Origin of the sequence: Tolypothrix campylonemoides VB511288_2, from assembly GCF_045999855.1 — a bacterium.
In the GTDB taxonomy this organism is placed as follows: Bacteria; Cyanobacteriota; Cyanobacteriia; order Cyanobacteriales; family Nostocaceae; genus Scytonema; species Scytonema bouteillei_A.
The window spans coordinates 151365-168333 of the sequence record NZ_JBFPMW010000017.1; the positions used below are offsets into that span (position 1 = coordinate 151365).

Here is a 16969-nt window from a genome sequence, read left to right on the forward strand (position 1 = left end):
GTCAATATTAACTCTATTTCGTTAATATGTATGAAGCCGTACCACGATATGGTGTATCTGGAGTCGTGCGCTAGCAACAACAGTCAATAGCTGTGTTGCTTTTTAAGTGTACCTTAGAATATGCCTGCTACATCGATGGAACTTAACGAGCTAGTCCAAGAAGTCCAATACCTTCTCTAATGTGGGGTAGGTAATCTCTAAGGAGGAACTCAACGTGTTCAAGCAACTTCTGACAGGAAGCTGTATTTTTCTATTCTTGCTTGTCGGCAACCTGTCGGTTCAAGCACAACAAAAACCAGTATCCCCATCCTCATCGCCAACGCCTCAAACTCAGCCTCCAGCAACCACCACTACTCCAACCAACACCCAGGTTAGCTCAGAAGAACTTCAAAAATTTGCACGTACAATAAAACAGTTGATAGGCATTGAGCAAAATGCAAATCAGGAAATGTCTCAAGTCATTACTAAGTCTGGTTTAAGTCAAGAACGATTTTTTGCCATTTATAAATCACAGAAAACGCCTTCTACCCCACCAACACCAGCAGTTAGTTCTCAAGAAAAGCAGCAGTTTGAGAAAGCATTCACAAATTTGAGGCAGATTCAACAACAAGCTGAGACTAAAATGAAACAGGTATTGCAGACTGAAGGGCTACAGCCAGAACGCTTTAATCAAATTGAAGCAGTCGTCAGACAAGACCCAGCGCTTCAGAAAAAAGTACGCGAAATGATTAAGGGATAGTCTTTCAAAACTCAGTTATGGGTGCATTCTGACTTTCTCATACACCTTATACAGTAGGGCAATTGCTTTTGGTTTTAGAAACTATAGAACTAAGGCAATTGCCCCTTTTTATCTGGGAAAGGCAGGGGGCAGAGGGCAGAAGGGAGGAATAAGTATTAAAGGTAATAAGTAATACTTTCGGTTCCGTCTGACCTCTGCCAATGGGTTATAAGTACCTGAGCAAAATTAATTTCATACTCCCCATCGCCTGAAATACTTATCTAACGGACATTCTAGGTTTTAAAAATGTGTAATTAATTTTGCATGACTACTTAAAACTGAATTCTTAAATAAATTGTACCGCTTCAAATGTATTAAATTTGACGACTTTTCCAAAGGTACTCTCGGAGATTAATTTTTCCATCAGGAGTAAATTTGATTCCTTCTTCTTCTAGCAGCCATTGCTGCGTGTAATCAGTTCCATTTCGTAAAGGGGAATGAGATATTTCACCTTTGGCATTCACCACACGATGCCAGGGCACATTCGATAAGTTGGTATTAACTCGGTAAAGAGCATATCCAACCAAACGGGCTTTACCATATAGATGAGCTAAGTCTGCCACCTGACCGTAAGTAGCTACCCGACCTCTCGGAATCTGACGTACAATCGCGTAGATCTTTTCGTAAGTAGACATTGATTTTTCCTCTTCGTAGCTAAAGCCAAAATACGACTAACACTCTCCGTGTATTTACATAATTTCTTGTTTAAATTTTTTAATATAACTTGATATAGGCTTTTAACTTTACTACTGATACTTTATCAGACTTTTACAAAATATATGACAAACTTACGTCAGTATATATCAAACAGAAGACACAATCTTTAGCTGTTAAATTTAATATGTATGAATTCTTAATGATTTCTAAAAAATTTTAAATACTGTGGGGTGGGAAATGCTAACCAAAAATTTATGGATTGGGTATTGCCTACTTAATAGTTCTTGGTTACAAGTCTCTATTTGCTATTGAAAAATCTTAAATTTATTCAGGAGGACAATGATGAAATTGGTGAAAAAACTTAGCTCGTTAATAACCAGTTTTCAGGGAGCATTAGATACGGGAATACAGCAAACATCTTCCTTGAAAGCTGTTACAATAAAGTTTTCAGGTCAATTAACAGGTTCTGGACTTGCCATTTTAGGCAATCAATTTTATGGAAAATTGGAGTTGCCTGTAACTTTAGATGAACTTTACAACAAAAGTCAGTTTCACAGTATTATAGAGACTACAAGTATAACTAGCGATCGCGGAATTATTCTACCAGTTGATATTCGACTATCTGTATTTAGATTTAAATCCAATTATCGTTACGGCTTATTTATTTCTAGTGGTTTTACTGGTATTTCTGCTTACTACGATTTAAAACAAGAGAGAGATGTTGTCAAAGATTTCAAAATTCCTTTTTGGGTAGTACAAGAACACAGTTTTTTATGCTCTGGTTTTGATTCTGTCTCAGGAAATTTACAAGAATCAGAAATTAGCTTTCAAGATTTATTAATACAAGTTCAGAAAAAGCCTGCTGTACCAGTTGATAAAAGTCTCAAGATTCAAGACAAAGTAGTAGCTAGCGTATAACTCAGCAGTCATACTAAATCCGCGTCTTCTCTATCTATAAATTGCGAACCTAACTTATTGGAAGCATCGCGTTTTGGCAAGTTGCTTTTAAGTAGAAGAACCGCCTCCTGTACGATCCGTTACGCGAGCTAAAGCCTTGCAGATCTCAATCCCAGGCTGAGCCTGGGAAAGAAAAATGAGAGCGTGTTAAATGAGGGCACCCCCACCGACCAGCTGTATCCTATGAGGGGAGGGGTTTTAAAAGTGCTCTCCGAACATTGCTTCCCTGGAAGAAGAGGGACGGAGAGTGAGGTCTGTCGAACTCACTCGCATTTAAAACAAAGGCATATAATGCTTCTCCGTATGTAAAAAGATCGCTAACTCTAATAAGCATCCATTGGCAGACAAGAACAAACAAAATTCCGATCGCCAAAAGCAGCGTCAATGCGACTGACACTCGGCCAGAATTTGTGTTCCCGAGTCCAAGGTGCGGGGTATGCAGCTTGTTCTCGCGAATAAGGATGGTGCCATTCTCCAGCAATAAGACTCTCTGCCGTATGAGGTGCATTTTTCAAGACATTATCTTGAATATCCATCTTGCCAGATTCAATTTCAGCAATTTCTTGACGAATGGCAATCAGCGCGTCACAGAAACGATCTAACTCTTCTTTAGATTCACTTTCTGTTGGTTCTACCATGATTGTACCCGCTACAGGCCACGAAACAGTAGGTGCGTGAAACCCATAGTCCATCAGACGCTTGGCAATATCATCAATTTCTATGGAAGCCGATTTTTTCAGCGATCGCAAATCCAAAATGCACTCATGAGCAACTAGATTGTTCTTCCCTTTATAAAGAACAGGATAGTAAGCTTCCAGGCGACGAGCAATATAGTTAGCATTAAGAATCGCCACCTTTGTTGCTGCGGTCAAACCTGCCGTACCCATCATAGCAATGTACATCCAAGAAATAACCAGGATGCTAGCACTACCCCAAGGTGCAGCAGAAACAGCACTCGTGAAAGATTGGGGAATTTCCTCCTGATTCCCAATCCCCACATCTCCAGTGCTTAACACGATATGTCCGGGAAGAAAAGGCACTAAATGAGAAGCAACACCAATAGGTCCCATACCGGGACCGCCACCACCGTGAGGAATACAGAAAGTTTTATGCAGGTTAAGGTGACAAACATCCGCGCCGATATCTCCAGGACGGCAAAGCCCTACCTGGGCATTCATATTTGCTCCATCCATGTAGACTTGTCCGCCATTAGCGTGAATCACGGCACAAATTTCTTGGATTTGTTCCTCAAATACGCCATGGGTTGAAGGATATGTCACCATCAAAGCAGAAAGTTCCTTGCTGTGCTTTTCTGCTTTGGCTTTCAAATCATCTAGATCGACATTCCCCTCAGAGTCACAAGCAACAGCAATCACTTTCATCCCGCACATGACCGCACTTGCGGGATTGGTACCGTGTGCAGATTGGGGAATTAAACAAACATTCCGATGCCCTTCCCCACGGCTTTCATGATAGCGACGAATCACTAACAATCCCGCATACTCACCTTGAGAACCAGCATTTGGTTGCAAAGAAATTCCCGCAAAACCAGTAATTTCAGCCAACCATTCCTCAAGCTGCTGAAACAGGATTTGATAACCTCGGGTTTGAGACGGAGGCGCAAAAGGGTGTATCTTATTAAACTCAGCCCATGAGACAGGCATCATCTCAGATGTTGCATTGAGCTTCATCGTACATGAACCCAAAGGAATCATCGACGTTGTTAGTGACAAGTCTTTAGTTTCCAGCCTGTGTAGATAGCGCAGCAACTCAGTTTCTGAGTGATAGCTGTTAAAGATGGGATGAGTCAGGTAGCTAGTGGTGCGGGAGAGGGGAAGAAAGGGAGAGGGGGATGGGGAGAGGGGAAGATGGGGAGAAGCGAATTCTTCAGGTGTGAAAGGTAGGACATTCTTACCTGAAAATATTTTCCAAAGGTCAATTAAATCTTTTTCTGTGGTAGTTTCGTCTAAAGATATACCAACGCTATTGGCATTAAAAATACGTATGTTAATACGTTGTGCTTCACAAGCGGCTTTAATATCCTCTAAACTGCGTTCTCCTAAATTGATATGCAGAGTATCAAAGAAAGACTCGTTTGAAATGCTGTAACCCAACTGCTTCAAACCTTCCGCCAGCATTACAGTCATTTGGTGAACGTTTTCAGCAATTTTTCTTAACCCACTTGCACCGTGATACACGGCATACATACCTGCCATCACCGCAAGCAAAACTTGTGCCGTACAGATATTGCTGGTAGCTTTTTCACGACGGATATGCTGTTCTCTAGTTTGTAAAGCAAGACGCAATGCGGGTTTACCCCGAACATCTTTTGATACACCAACAATTCTTCCCGGTACTTGCCGCTTGAACTCTTCTTTAGTAGCAAAGTATGCAGCATGAGGTCCGCCATAGCCCAGAGGAATACCGAAGCGCTGGGTGCTACCTATAGCAATATCAGCACCAAATTCACCTGGGGGTGTCAGTAAAGTCAAACTCAAGGGATCTGCAGCTACCGTCACCAATGCTCCCTCAGCATGGGCTTTTTCTACAAAAGCGCGGTAATCATAGATAGTACCATCAGTTGCAGGGTATTGAAGGATTGCTCCAAAAATAGGTTCTGAAAAATCAAAGGATTGATGGTCTCCCACAATAATCTTGATTCCCAAAGGATTTGCCCGTGTTTGCAACACATCTATAGTTTGGGGATGGCAGTCCTGAGAAACAAAATAACTGTTTGCTTTACTTTTGCAAACACCATAGCTCATACTCATAGCTTCTGCTGCGGCTGTGGCTTCATCCAGTAACGAAGCATTGGCAATTTCCAAACCTGTTAAATCAATAATCATTGTTTGGAAATTCAGCAGTGCTTCTAGCCGTCCTTGAGCGATTTCCGGTTGATAGGGAGTATAGGCAGTATACCAGCCAGGATTTTCTAGGATATTTCGCTGAATGACCGGAGGTGTAATACAGTCATAGTATCCCGTACCAATGAACGAACGGAAAACTTGATTTTTTGAAGCTATTTCTTTTAACGTATCAAGGGCTGCGTACTCAGTTTTTACGTCTGGCAACTTTAACGGACGAGATAAACGGATTCCTTGTGGAACGGTTTTATCAATTAGCTCATCAAGGCTGCTATAACCCAAAACTTTAAGCATTTGCTGAATATCATTGGATGACGGTCCAATGTGCCTTGCTTGAAAGCTCAATCTCTCACTTTTGTTCTCCAACGGTTGTTGAAGAGTTAACTCAACACGAGACTCGGAGTTTATCACAAATTTCTCTCTAGACGCGATACTTAATATTTTGCAACAAGTATATTTGACACGTCAGGTATGTGTGATTAGTTTATCTAATTGTAACGAAATTTTTTTGGCTAGGGGATTGGAGGGGGACACGGAGGACATGGGGGACACGGGGGACATGGTAGACAAGGAGGAATTTTCTCTCTTCCTTGTCTACCCCCTCTCCCTTGTCTCCTTTGTCTCCCTTGTCTACCCCTCTTCCTTATCTACCCTTCCACTTGGGCGCTATACTCCTCTGCAGTCAATGCATCCTCAATATCTTCAGGATCGTCAGCACGGACTTTTAACAACCAACCGTCTCCATAAGGGTCATCTGCTACTTGTTCGGGAGATTCTATTAAAGCGTCATTGCGTTCCACCACTGTGCCAGTCACTGGTGAATTCAGGGATTCAACAGCTTTCACTGACTCGATTGAGCCAAAGCTTTCTCCTTTGGTCACAACATCACCAATTTCTGGAAGTTCCAGAAACACAACGTCGCCTAATTGCTCCACAGCAAAGGCACTAATACCAATGGTGGCAATGTCTCCATCGAGACGCACGTATTCATGGGTATCTAGGTATCTTAAATTGTCAGGATATTCCAAAGACATATCACTTCCTCATCCACATCAAAAAATTAACACAGATAATGGCTAATAGCTCACAGCTAATAACTAATGGCTAATGGCTAATAGCTAATGGTAAAGACACAATTAGCAATTAGCAATTAGCAATTAGCGATTTTTTGAACGGTAAAAAGGTTTCTTAACAACTACTCCAGGGTAAGCTTTACCCCGAATTTCTACTTCTAGTTGCTGACCGACAGCTGCGAGTTCGGTGGGAACATAGGCAAGAGCAATAGGATAGCCAAGCGTAGGTGATAGTGTACCACTTGTGACTTCGCCAACAACTGCCCCTTGAGAAAGTACTTGATATCCGTGACGGGCTATGTTGCGTCCTTGCATTCGCAAACCAACTAATCGGCGTTGCACTCCGCTAGCTTTTTGCTGTTCTAAAACTGACCGCCCAATAAAGTCTTCCTTTTTATCAAGATGTACCAGCCACCCCAAACCAGCTTCTAAAGGGGTGGTGGTGTCATCAATATCTTGTCCGTAAAGTGCCATCGCAGCTTCAAGGCGAAGGGTGTCTCTCGCACCCAATCCGCACGGAATAACACCAGCATTCAACAGGCTGCGCCACAATTCTACTCCAGCCTCTGGATCTATCATGACTTCAAATCCATCTTCCCCCGTATAACCAGTACGGGCAAGGAATGCGGTCTTACCGAAAACTGTTGCCTCTAAGTGTCCAAATGCCTTAACCTGGGTAATATCTTTGTCAACAAATGATTGCAGCAAATTTACAGCTTGCGGTCCTTGTAAGGCAATTAAGACTTTTTCGGTGGAAATGTCTTGGAAAACAAGCTCATCTGAATTTAGGTGTTGTAGGAGCCATGTTTTATCTTTGCTGGTAGTGGCAGCGTTGACAATGATAACTCCTCGTTGCCCGCCAGTTGGATCTTCTCCTTGATAGTAAACGATAATGTCGTCGATTATACCGCCTTGAGGGTTTAACAAAACAGTATATTGTGCTTGACCGGGTTGCAAACGGCTTAAGTCTGAAGGAACTAAATGCTGGAGTTGCGTAATGAGGTTTTTACCTTGCAGGATAAATTTACCCATATGGGAAATATCAAACATTCCTGCTGCATTTCTGACTGCTTCATGTTCTTTACTAATACCAGTAAACTGTACGGGCATTTCCCAACCACCAAAGCTAGTCAGTCGTGCTTTGAGTTCTTGAGCAATAATAAATAAAGGTGTTCTTGCCAAAGATAGGGCGATTTCTTCTTGATTAGCCACAGTTGTTTCAGTAGAGTGGGTCAACATAATATATCGTAATTGCCATGGCAATTCGTTTGTCTGCTGGTGTAAAAATTTACTAAAATATTCTGACTTTTGTTCTGTAGAGCGAGATCTTGAAGAAGTTCTTTACGATTTGTCTGCTTTTATGGTTCAAAGAGAATTTTTAACTGCAAAGACGCAAAGATTGCCAAGGAAATTGGTATTATTGCTAAACTACGGCTTGCTGAACTGTTTGAGCGTGTTTTCAAGCATTTCACCGTGGTTTAATGATTTTCAAGGCAAATTTTTCTGTGACTTCTCTTAACAGGATACCAGGAGCAGCTACTATGAGAAGGCGTTCTGTCTTACACGCCCTCCTATTTATTGCGGGATTTATGCTTCCCGCTTGCACTCAAACACAAAACTCGACTCAAGAACAAACATCAACCGAGCAAACTCAATTAACTGCAGCGCGGAATTCAGGAACAATTGAATTAACTTTGGTTGCGTATGGAGTTGCAAAACCTCTTTTCTCTAAAATGATACCGGCTTTTCAAGAAGAATGGAAATCAAAAACTGGTCAAGATGTCAAGTTTAAAGAATCTTATGGTGGTTCTGGGGCTCAAACTAGGGCTATTTTGGGGGGTTTGCAGGCTGATGTATTAGCTCAAAATCTTCAGAGTAATATAGACCCTCTGGTGGAAAAAGGTTTTGTCAGTAAAGATTGGAGCCAACGATTGCCCAATCAGGCTTCTCCCGCTAGTTCGGTTATGGTTATTGTTACCAGACCTGGAAATCCCAAAAAAATTCAGGGCTGGAGCGATTTAACTGGCGATCGCATCTCAATAGTAGCCATCAATCCTCTGACTGGGGGTAATGCTCGTTGGGGAATTATGGCAGGATATGGTTCTACTCTCAAATCACAAGGAGAGCAAGCAGCAGAAAACTATCTCAAAGGCTTTGTCAAAAACACGAAAAGCTTGGTGAGCAATGGGCGCGAGGCGACGGATGCGTTTGTAAAAAATAAAATAGGAGACGCACTTGTTACCTTTGAAAACGAGATTATTTTTACTAACGATGCGATTCCTGAAGATTATCCTTATATAGTCCCTGCAACCAATATTCAGGCTGATTTTCCCGTAACTGTTATAGACAAAATTGCTGATAAACGGGGAACCCGCGAAGTGGCAGAGGCATTTACCAAGTTCTTGTTTTCCCCTAAAGGTCAAGAAATTTACGCTCAAGCAGGATATCGCCCTATTAACAAGGAAGCATACGAAAAACACGCCAGTCAGTACAAACCAGTTACCACTCTCTATAAAATTTCTGATTTTGGGGGTTGGACACCTGTGAACAAAAAGCTTTTTGCCAATGGAGCGCTATTTGATACTGCTCAAGCAGCCCGGACACGATAGTGGCAATGTCAGCTATTTCTTCAATCTCGACTCAACGCTCTTATAAAGCACTTTTGCAGGGTTTAGCTGTAACCTACATTAGTTTTATTGTTTTGTTGCCTTTGGGCGTTATCTTTTTAGAAGCATCCAAACGTTCCTGGCAAGAATTATGGCAAGTGATTGCAGCACCTGCAGCTGTGGAAGCGTATAAGCTTTCCTTTGGTGCTGCTTTTTTGGCTGCTTTGATTAACAGCGTTTTTGGTTCAATTCTGGCTTGGATATTAGTCCGTTATGAATTCCCTGGTAAGCGTTTGGCAGATGGTTTGGTTGATTTACCCTTTGCCATGCCCTCTGTAGTTGCTGGAATTGCTTTAGTTTCTCTCTACGGTTCTGGAGGAGTTATCGGGCAGTACTTTGACCCCGGAACATTTTTGGGGAATAACTTGCAGCAGCTTGGTATTGAACAAGTCAATATGACTTCATCTGTTTTCGGGGTTGTGTTTGCCAAAGTTTTTGTCACCCTACCTTTTGTAGTGAGAACCGTACAACCTGTATTAATGGAGATTGAACCAGAAGTTGAAGAAGCAGCTCGTATTTTAGGAGCAAATGCTTGGCAAAGTTTTTGGCAAGTCCTGTTTCCTCAATTATTGCCTGCAATTTTGACGGGGTTTTCCCTTGCTTTTGCCCGTGCTGTCGGCGAGTATGGCGTGGTAGTCATGATTTCAGGTAATATTCCTTTTGAGACGATGATAAGTTCTGTCTATATTTATCGTCGGTTGGAAGAATATGATTACAGTGGTGCAACGGCTGTCGCGATCGTTTTGCTCGTGTTTTCTCTCGCGATTTTGATATGTATTAACCTGTTGCAGTTCTGGAGTCGTCGCTATGAGAAATAGCTTGACAGCAAAATTACGGCATTTCCCTTGGGGGCGTTATCTATTGATTGCTTTGGGTTTGTCTTTCTTGGCAATCGTTGTTGTTTTTCCTATCGTAAATATCTTTTATCAGGCATTTGTCAGTGGCGTTGCAGCTTACTGGGAGGGAATTACAACACCCGAAGCACAGCACGCTTTATTTCTTACGGTCGCGATCGCAATTGTTACAGTTCCCATAAATACAGTGTTTGGGATTCTGATGGCTTGGATTTTAGCACGGTATTCTTTTCCTGGGAAAGTTCTGCTGGTGGGAATTATTGACCTACCCTTGGCTATTTCACCAACAGTCGTTGGTTTAATGTTTATTCTTCTCTACAGCCATACAGTAGGGGTGTTTGGTTCGTGGCTAGAAGCAGCTAATATCAATGTTATTTTTGCCCTCCCTGGGATGATTTTTACAACATTGTTTGTCACGATTCCGTTTGTCGTGCGAGAAGTACTCCCTACCTTGCAAAACATGGAACTGGCGGAGGAAGAAGCAGCCCAAACACTGGGAGCAAATCCCTGGCAAACTTTTTGGCGAGTCACTTTTCCTTCAATTCGCTGGGCATTACTTTACGGAGTTATCATTTGTACATCCAGAGCCGTTGGTGAGTTTGGAGCCGTTTCTGTTGTATCTGGCAAACTCATAGGAGAAACAAACACGCTAACATTACATATAGAAAGAGTTTACAGCGAATACCAAACGGTTGCTGCATTTGCTTGTGCTTCACTTCTCGCTTTTTTAGCATTGTTAACCCTCATCGGACAAGAAGTACTTAGAACAGCAGATAAACCCCGTTCTTTAGCAGGAACACAGGTTTTAAAACAGAAAAATTAGTTATTTGCAACAAACTTATAATTAAGGTTTTTTTGAAATTCTAAGCTAAATATTAAGCTCGAATCTTAGCAAATTTTACTTGTTTTTTAGCAAACATAACCTTCACTTCAGCACCTTTATCTTGAGTCCATTTCAGTTCCTCTGCAATCGCGGTATCGAAATTATTATGTATCAAGTCATCTAGGTTCTTGACTCCTATTGCCGTAATATGTACAACTTTTAGATTTAGGACCGATTATCCTCGTCTTGGTACAATGGATTTAAAAATTGCTGCAATTGCTCTTTCTATAAATGCTACATTACTAACTCGAAACTTAACTGATTTTAAAAATATTTCTAATTTACAAGTTGAAGACTGGACAAATTAATTGATATTTATACCTCACTTGTGCTCTTTAGAGTTCATTTGTCAAGTCAAGCTTAAATCGCCCAATGTATTTTTTGGTTTGGGTAGAACGAAGCGATATCCAATAATTTAATGAAATATTTAGTTTCGTTCTTCAGAACTAGAGTTTAGAATAAATAATCTAAAAATCCTGGTATCAAGCATTTTAGACTTTGGAATTAGAAACAAACATTAAGCGCTGTGACAGTTTAAAAGGCAAACCAAAGTTTATACAAAAAATATTTTTCAGTACAGCGAAAATATTGTTAGTTATAAAAGCTATAGCTAACTAAAATTAATGCATAAGTAAAAGCTTTGAAGCTTACTTAAACAAATTAAAACTTTGACGATTTATCCAAACAGTAATAGTAATAATAGTATGGAAAAATGCAACAGAATGGTTGTTATCCCGTAACTAAGTAAAGTATATTACCGAGGAATTAGATGCATACGGTCAACAATTTGTTGAGAAGGCAGGATTAATCCCAATTGGTAATTAAATACGTATATCCTCCTAAAAGGACTGAATCATCAGAAACACCAAATAAAAATGTGGCAAGCTTTCAACATGAAAAGTATGGAATAATACTAGATTGTAAATCTAACAAATCTTCGGGTCTCTACCACAATAACCATTCTTAAATAATGGTTATTGTTATATCGCACTTAAGCAAATGATACTCCCGAGGAATTTAGATGCGTACCAGTCAATCAAATCCTAAAGGAAGAAAAACCTGTAACCATTGCAGCTATGATGCAAATCCTATTGGGGCTAAAAACTGTCAAAAATGTGGCAAACCTTTGAATACTTTTGCTTCTGAAAAAAAGGATAAGACTGCTAAAGCTAATTTTGAATTTCCTTATTTTTGGTTGATTCTGACTCTATTATTTTTATTGTTTGGTGTGGGAAGCTACTTTTTCTGGCAGCAAATTCTTCCAAAACCAGAAATTAGCGATCGCAGTCCTTCTGCCAGTAACAGCACTTCCGACGCCTCTAGCACCCCAGAAATTCAGTCTTACAAGACTATGAAGGAAGTGCCAAATGTCCCTACGGGTACTTTTAACTTTGGTGGTTCCCTCATTTTTGCATCTCTGGTGGCTCAAGGCACGCACCAAGCTATCAGTCAAGCACACCCGCAATTTAATCTGCGTTATGTAGACCCACCTGACAGCCAACCCGGTACGGGTAAAGGAATTGAGATGCTGCTTGACGGTCAACTAAGCTTTGCTTTGTCTGGTCGTCCCCTAGAAGATACAGAGTATCAAAAAGCAATTGGTCGCGGTTTTAAATTAGATCAAATGGCCGTCGCGATTGATGGTCTTGCCTCCTACACTCATCCAGATATTTCCATTCCCGGACTTTCCGTATCTCAACTCCAGGACATCTACACTGGTAAAATTACTAACTGGCAAGAAGTAGGAGGTCCAAATTTACCAATCGTACCTTTCAGTATAAACGTTAAAACCACTGCTTTACTGAAAACGCTTCTTGGGTCTAAAGTAAAAAACGTCAGTTCCAAAGTCAAATCTAGCCGAGATTACACCGTGCTTGTTCGCGATGTTGCTTCCACCCCAGGAGCAATTGGAATCGGTGCTGCTATGTTAGTCGCAACTCAGACCAAAGTCCGTCCTTTACCGCTTGCACCTGGTAACACCAAACAGTATGTACCAGTTGTCATTGATAATAACAAACTCAATATGGCAGCGTTTAGAGACAGTAGCTACCCCATTACTAGGTATTTATACATCATTATTCGTCGTGATGGTAGATCTGAAGAAAAAGCTGGAGTTGCCTATGCCAATCTACTACTGTCTAAAGAAGGTCAACAATTTGTTGAAAAGGCAGGATTAGTCTCAATTAGGTAATTAAAAAGATATGTCAGAAGAAGCACTGAATTCAATACTTGGAGAATATACTCATCCACAAGGGTATCTAGAGTATGTCAGTACCTTGCCTTTTCTAGGTCGATTGCGTTGTTCAACTCAACAAATCGAAGCTGGAAGTTGGCAGGAAATTTTACTGGATTATGAAGTTGGTGCTTCTGGTATTGCAGATGGGGCTTGGATGAAAGTCACTTTTAAATTTTATTCAGATTGGGGAATTTTTCAGACAGAAGACCCGAAAGGTGCTAATTATCTCTCTGCTGAATACCAAGCCCGCCCATCTCTTCCTGGGGAAAGCCCCGCAACTGTGCAGTCACTTAAGGTGCGGTTTGACCAAAAAGGTCACGAACGTCCCTACCAAAAGGCAATTATTGTAGACATTGTGGATGGCTACATTAAACCCGGCGATCGCATTTTGATTCGTTTGGGAGATCGCCGTGCTGGCGGACCGGGAACAAGGGTGCAAACTTTCGTAGAGCAAAGTTTCCGATTTAGAGCTTATATCGATCCGGTGGGAACGTCTCGCTTTGCAGAAATTCCGGGTGATGTTGTTATTGATATTTTGCCAGGACAACCCGCTAAACTTGCAATTATCACTCCGCGACTGGTGAAAACAGGCGTGTCTTTTCCTATAAGAGTCAGGGTTGAGGATGTTTGGGGGAATGCTTGTTGGGGAGTGGGAGGAAAACTGCTGTTAAAAGCTCAAAGTTCATCTACAGAAATCAACCAACAACTCGATATACCTGCACAAGGTTGGGCAGTTGTCAAGACAGATTTAACTTTAGATGCGGATGAAGAACTGACCCTTCGGGCTGTGTTAGAGGGGACTGAGTTACAAAGCGCTCCAACTCCCGTTACAGCAGACAAACATCTCAGTTATCCTAGGTCGTTTTTTGCAGACCTTCACGTTCACTCTAATAATACGGTAGGAACCAACAGTACTGAGTATAATTTTGCTTACGGTCGGGATGTAGCCGGACTGGATGTTTTAGGTTACACGGCTAATGATTTTAATATTACTGAGGAACGCTGGAAGCAAGATGTCAAGTTGTGTCAGGAAATTACTGAGGAAGGGGAATTTCTCTGCTATCCCGGTACGGAGTGGTGCGGGAATTCGGCTGCAGGAGGCGATCGCAATGTGATTTTCTTGGGTGACGAAGTCTTGTTTCCCTTTGACCGTCAAGGCAAGCAGGTTCGCTCTTTTGAATGGAATGAAGACATGAAAGGCAAGCAACTGCTGCCTGGAGCATGGCCTGTCGATCAGCTTTATGCAGCATACATTCACAATCCAGAACAACATTTACTGATTCCTCATGTTGGTGGACGACGTGCCATTTTAGACTGGCATCACCCAAAACTCGAACGCTTAATTGAAATTGGTTCGGCTTGGGGTCATTTCCCGTGGTTCTACCAAGATGCGATCGCTCGAGGATATAAGCTGGGGGTATCAGCCAACGGTGACGAACATCGGGGGCGTTGTGGCGGAGGAGTTCCCGGTACAGCAGTTTTTGGGGTGAATGGTGGTGTCACGGGGATAATTGCTCGATCGCTAACAAAGTCAGACATCAATCACGCCCTGCGTTCCCGTCATACTTGGGCAACAACAGGCGATCGTCTTGTTGCTTTATTGTGGTCTGGCTCACATATTCAGGGAGACGAATTCAGTACATCTGGTGCAGTCACCATTAACTATCGATTGTTAGGTAGCACTGGTTGGGATGAAATTGCTGCTTACACTCATAAAGGTTTGCTCTGGCGGAGAAACCTGCACTCAGAAGCGGGTTATGCCCCAAATAAAATTCGCTTGCGTTGGGGTGGTTCTAGAATTAAAGACCGCTACCGCTGGGCAGAGTGGCGCGGTACCTTGGAATACTCCAATACTCTAGTTCAGTGCTATCAAATTTATGGTTTGGAACATCCGGAAGAATATGTCAGACGTGCTGGCGCTTTAAAACTGGAGTTTCGTTCGGATACTTATGGGGATTCAGATGCTGTGGAATTAGATCTGTCAGATTTACTCCATGCTCGTTTTCAGTTAAAAGTACAAATTGATAGTTATATCAAGTTAGGTAGCCCATTACAGCGCAATCCTTACATTCATTGTCCGGAATTTAGTTGGGAATTTACAGGTCAAGAGATTTTAGATAAAGAGATTTTACGGCAAGAACTGGGTGGCGCAGAACTGTTTGTTGCAGTGGAACGCTTGAGCGCAACTTCCATGCCAACAGACATGAGTGGTAGTTTTACACTCGAACCCCAGTCTACACCCCACGGTTTTTTGCCAGTCTACATTTCTGGTCGCCAAGTAGATGATTCTAAAGTTTGGACTAGTCCTTTGTTTATTGGGTTTGAGAATTAAGTAGAGACGCGCCATAGCGCGTCTTAACATCCTGTTCGGTCAAATTCTAGGCTGGGTTTACGATACCTTAAGCTCGCCTAGGAGGGTTGTTGTGGCTTGGGCTTGGGCTTGGGCTTGGGTAAATCCTTTGGTCTTCCTTCAGAACTGCCCTGAGGACTACCTTCAGGACTACCCTGAGGTTTAACCTGAGAGCTACCCTCAGAGTTGTTGTAAGGTTTGCTCGGAAACTTCCCTTTGGGCTTGCCTTTAAAAGGTGGTTTTCCTTTTGGCGGGGCGGTATCCTTACCCGCTGCTTTCAGCGCTGCTCTTTTTTCTGCGATCGCTGTTGCTTTATCATCTTTACTAGCTTTGAGGAACTTTGGTGGTTTCTCCAGTGGCAATCCCAGTAATGAATCAAATTCAAAAGCGTCCCGATGTGGCACAAATTTTGCCTTAATTTGTACAAAAACTGGTTTACCTTGCTCTTCTTTTGATGCTTTGGGATTAAACCTAAATGGTGGTACCAACGCGTCTCGCCAGAACAAAGGTAAGTGACTGGCTTTCATGTATTTTACTTTTTTAGCTGGTTCCGATTGTTTAATGTGCTCCAGTCGTTCTTTAGTAAAATTCTTGAAAACAGAGATACATGGTGTGCGACAAACAGGAATAAACTGCCACAATCCGCAAAGTTTAAACTCCATGTCAGCAAGTTCTTCTGAAATCACCTCTTCATGGCGTCCTTTGTCAAAGCCAACAAGTTGGAAGCCAACGTTAGGCGGTATGTCCCTACCGGGAAAATGAGTAAATCTTGGATAAACAACCACCCGTTGGATCGATTCGCCTGTTGCTTCTATCTCTTTCTTGAGTGCATCAAAAGCTTTCTGCTTGCGTGGAGCATAGAAAAGTGGGTACTCTTTATTACCAATCGTAATGGTATTGTCATTTGCTTCTCCAAACTTAACCTTACCTGTAATAACGCCAACTGCTTGAAAGATAGCACCAGGCTCCTCTGGAGCGGGCTTTGGCTCTTCCTCTCCTGTTGGCTTCTGCTTTTCGTCTACGGTTGGCTTCTGCTTTTCGTCTACAGTTGGTTTCTGCTTTTCGTCTACAGTTGGCTTCTGCTTTTCGTCTACAGTTGGTTTCTGCTTTTCGTCTACAGTTGGCTTCTGCTTTTCGTCTACGGTTGGCTTCTGCTTTTCGTCTACGGTTGGCTTCTGCTTTTCGTCTACAGTTGGCTTCTGCTTTTCGTCTACGGTTGGCTTCTGCTTTTCGTCTACGGTTGGCTTCTGCTTTTCGTCTACAGTTGGCTTCTGCTCTTCCTCTTGGGCTGTAGGTTCTTCCGGTGCTGGGTCTTGCGTTTGGGCAACGGTGGTTTCTGGTTCAGCAGGAGAATTTTCAACTTTTTTGTCGCTGCTAGCTTCTTTTGATGTCATAACTATAAGTAAGCACGTTTTTTTTAATGATAAACTTGGGAAGCAATCCCAAGTTTTGTTTTGCTTGTAAAAGTGTTTGAAGAGGCTGTATTGGTATCGTAAGAGACTTAATAATTTTGCTAAACCTCTAGGACTAAGGCACGAAAGTCATAGCGTTAGCGTGCGATCGCTTACTAATTAACCAAAAATACCTCGTACACTGCAAGCAGTGATATGAATTATACATTGACAAAGCATATCCACTCGTTTTGTCACTC

12 protein-coding genes are annotated in these 16969 nt (G+C 42.0%); 7 read left to right on the forward strand and 5 right to left on the reverse strand.

Annotation, left to right across the window (positions count from 1 at the left end; translation table 11 throughout):
- Positions 1-214 precede the first annotated feature (214 nt).
- Positions 215-739: a DUF4168 domain-containing protein gene (locus tag AB0756_RS35630; protein WP_038084348.1), complete on the forward strand. Its 525-nt coding sequence runs from the start codon at positions 215-217 to the stop codon at positions 737-739.
- A 353-nt stretch (positions 740-1092) separates the two neighbouring features.
- On the opposite strand, the gene AB0756_RS35635 is transcribed toward AB0756_RS35630, so the two are convergent.
- Entirely contained in the window at positions 1093-1413 is a 321-nt protein-coding gene (locus tag AB0756_RS35635) for an MGMT family protein (protein WP_038084346.1), read from the reverse strand.
- 361 nt (positions 1414-1774) lie between these two features.
- Here AB0756_RS35635 and AB0756_RS35640 point away from each other — a divergent pair, with 361 nt between their 5' ends.
- Entirely contained in the window at positions 1775-2353 is a 579-nt protein-coding gene (locus AB0756_RS35640; protein WP_038084343.1) for a hypothetical protein, read from the forward strand.
- Between the two features lie 362 nt (positions 2354-2715).
- Here AB0756_RS35640 and gcvP read toward each other — a convergent pair whose 3' ends face one another.
- The 3 genes from gcvP to gcvT form a co-directional block, all read right to left on the reverse strand.
- The gene (gene gcvP / locus AB0756_RS35645; RefSeq protein WP_237266072.1) at positions 2716-5622 is read right to left on the reverse strand and encodes an aminomethyl-transferring glycine dehydrogenase; all 2907 of its coding nucleotides are present in this window, start codon (positions 5620-5622) and stop codon (positions 2716-2718) included.
- 281 nt (positions 5623-5903) lie between these two features.
- Positions 5904-6290 carry a glycine cleavage system protein GcvH gene (gcvH, locus tag AB0756_RS35650; protein ID WP_038084340.1) on the reverse strand — a complete coding sequence of 129 codons (387 nt, stop codon included), beginning with the start codon at positions 6288-6290 and terminating at the stop codon, positions 5904-5906.
- A gap of 123 nt (positions 6291-6413) precedes the next feature.
- Positions 6414-7541: a glycine cleavage system aminomethyltransferase GcvT gene (gcvT, locus tag AB0756_RS35655; RefSeq protein WP_038084395.1), complete on the reverse strand. Its 1128-nt coding sequence runs from the start codon at positions 7539-7541 to the stop codon at positions 6414-6416.
- 329 nt (positions 7542-7870) lie between these two features.
- Between gcvT and AB0756_RS35660 the strand changes: the two genes are divergently transcribed.
- The 5 genes from AB0756_RS35660 (at position 7871) to AB0756_RS35680 (ending at position 15300) form a co-directional block, all read left to right on the forward strand.
- On the forward strand, positions 7871-8938 hold the full coding sequence (locus tag AB0756_RS35660) for a sulfate ABC transporter substrate-binding protein (protein ID WP_038084393.1): 1068 nt from the start codon (positions 7871-7873) through the stop codon (positions 8936-8938).
- Between the two features lie 5 nt (positions 8939-8943).
- Entirely contained in the window at positions 8944-9813 is an 870-nt protein-coding gene (cysT, locus tag AB0756_RS35665; RefSeq protein WP_137986267.1) for a sulfate ABC transporter permease subunit CysT, read from the forward strand.
- Positions 9803-10672, forward strand: coding sequence for a sulfate ABC transporter permease subunit CysW (gene cysW / locus AB0756_RS35670; RefSeq protein ID WP_038084339.1), 870 nt, complete (start codon positions 9803-9805; stop codon positions 10670-10672). The genes cysT and cysW overlap by 11 nt, the downstream gene beginning before the upstream one ends.
- A 1081-nt stretch (positions 10673-11753) precedes the next feature.
- On the forward strand, positions 11754-12923 hold the full coding sequence (locus AB0756_RS35675) for a PstS family phosphate ABC transporter substrate-binding protein (protein ID WP_038084337.1): 1170 nt from the start codon (positions 11754-11756) through the stop codon (positions 12921-12923).
- Between the two features lie 10 nt (positions 12924-12933).
- Positions 12934-15300 (forward strand): DUF3604 domain-containing protein, encoded by a 2367-nt coding sequence (locus tag AB0756_RS35680; protein ID WP_050045702.1) that lies wholly within the window; start codon positions 12934-12936, stop codon positions 15298-15300.
- A gap of 77 nt (positions 15301-15377) precedes the next feature.
- On the opposite strand, the gene AB0756_RS35685 is transcribed toward AB0756_RS35680, so the two are convergent.
- Entirely contained in the window at positions 15378-16712 is a 1335-nt protein-coding gene (locus AB0756_RS35685; RefSeq protein WP_167844665.1) for a hypothetical protein, read from the reverse strand.
- Positions 16713-16969 lie beyond the last annotated feature (257 nt).

Coding starts and splice junctions, on each gene's coding strand:
- AB0756_RS35635 (WP_038084346.1), bottom strand. CDS start 1,413: ATGTCTACTTACGAAAAGATCTACGCGATTGTACGTCAGATTCCGAGA.
- AB0756_RS35640 (WP_038084343.1), top strand. CDS start 1,775: ATGATGAAATTGGTGAAAAAACTTAGCTCGTTAATAACCAGTTTTCAG.
- gcvH (WP_038084340.1), bottom strand. CDS start 6,290: ATGTCTTTGGAATATCCTGACAATTTAAGATACCTAGATACCCATGAA.
- AB0756_RS35660 (WP_038084393.1), top strand. CDS start 7,871: ATGAGAAGGCGTTCTGTCTTACACGCCCTCCTATTTATTGCGGGATTT.
- cysT (WP_137986267.1), top strand. CDS start 8,944: ATGTCAGCTATTTCTTCAATCTCGACTCAACGCTCTTATAAAGCACTT.
- cysW (WP_038084339.1), top strand. CDS start 9,803: ATGAGAAATAGCTTGACAGCAAAATTACGGCATTTCCCTTGGGGGCGT.
- AB0756_RS35675 (WP_038084337.1), top strand. CDS start 11,754: ATGCGTACCAGTCAATCAAATCCTAAAGGAAGAAAAACCTGTAACCAT.
- AB0756_RS35680 (WP_050045702.1), top strand. CDS start 12,934: ATGTCAGAAGAAGCACTGAATTCAATACTTGGAGAATATACTCATCCA.
- AB0756_RS35685 (WP_167844665.1), bottom strand. CDS start 16,712: ATGACATCAAAAGAAGCTAGCAGCGACAAAAAAGTTGAAAATTCTCCT.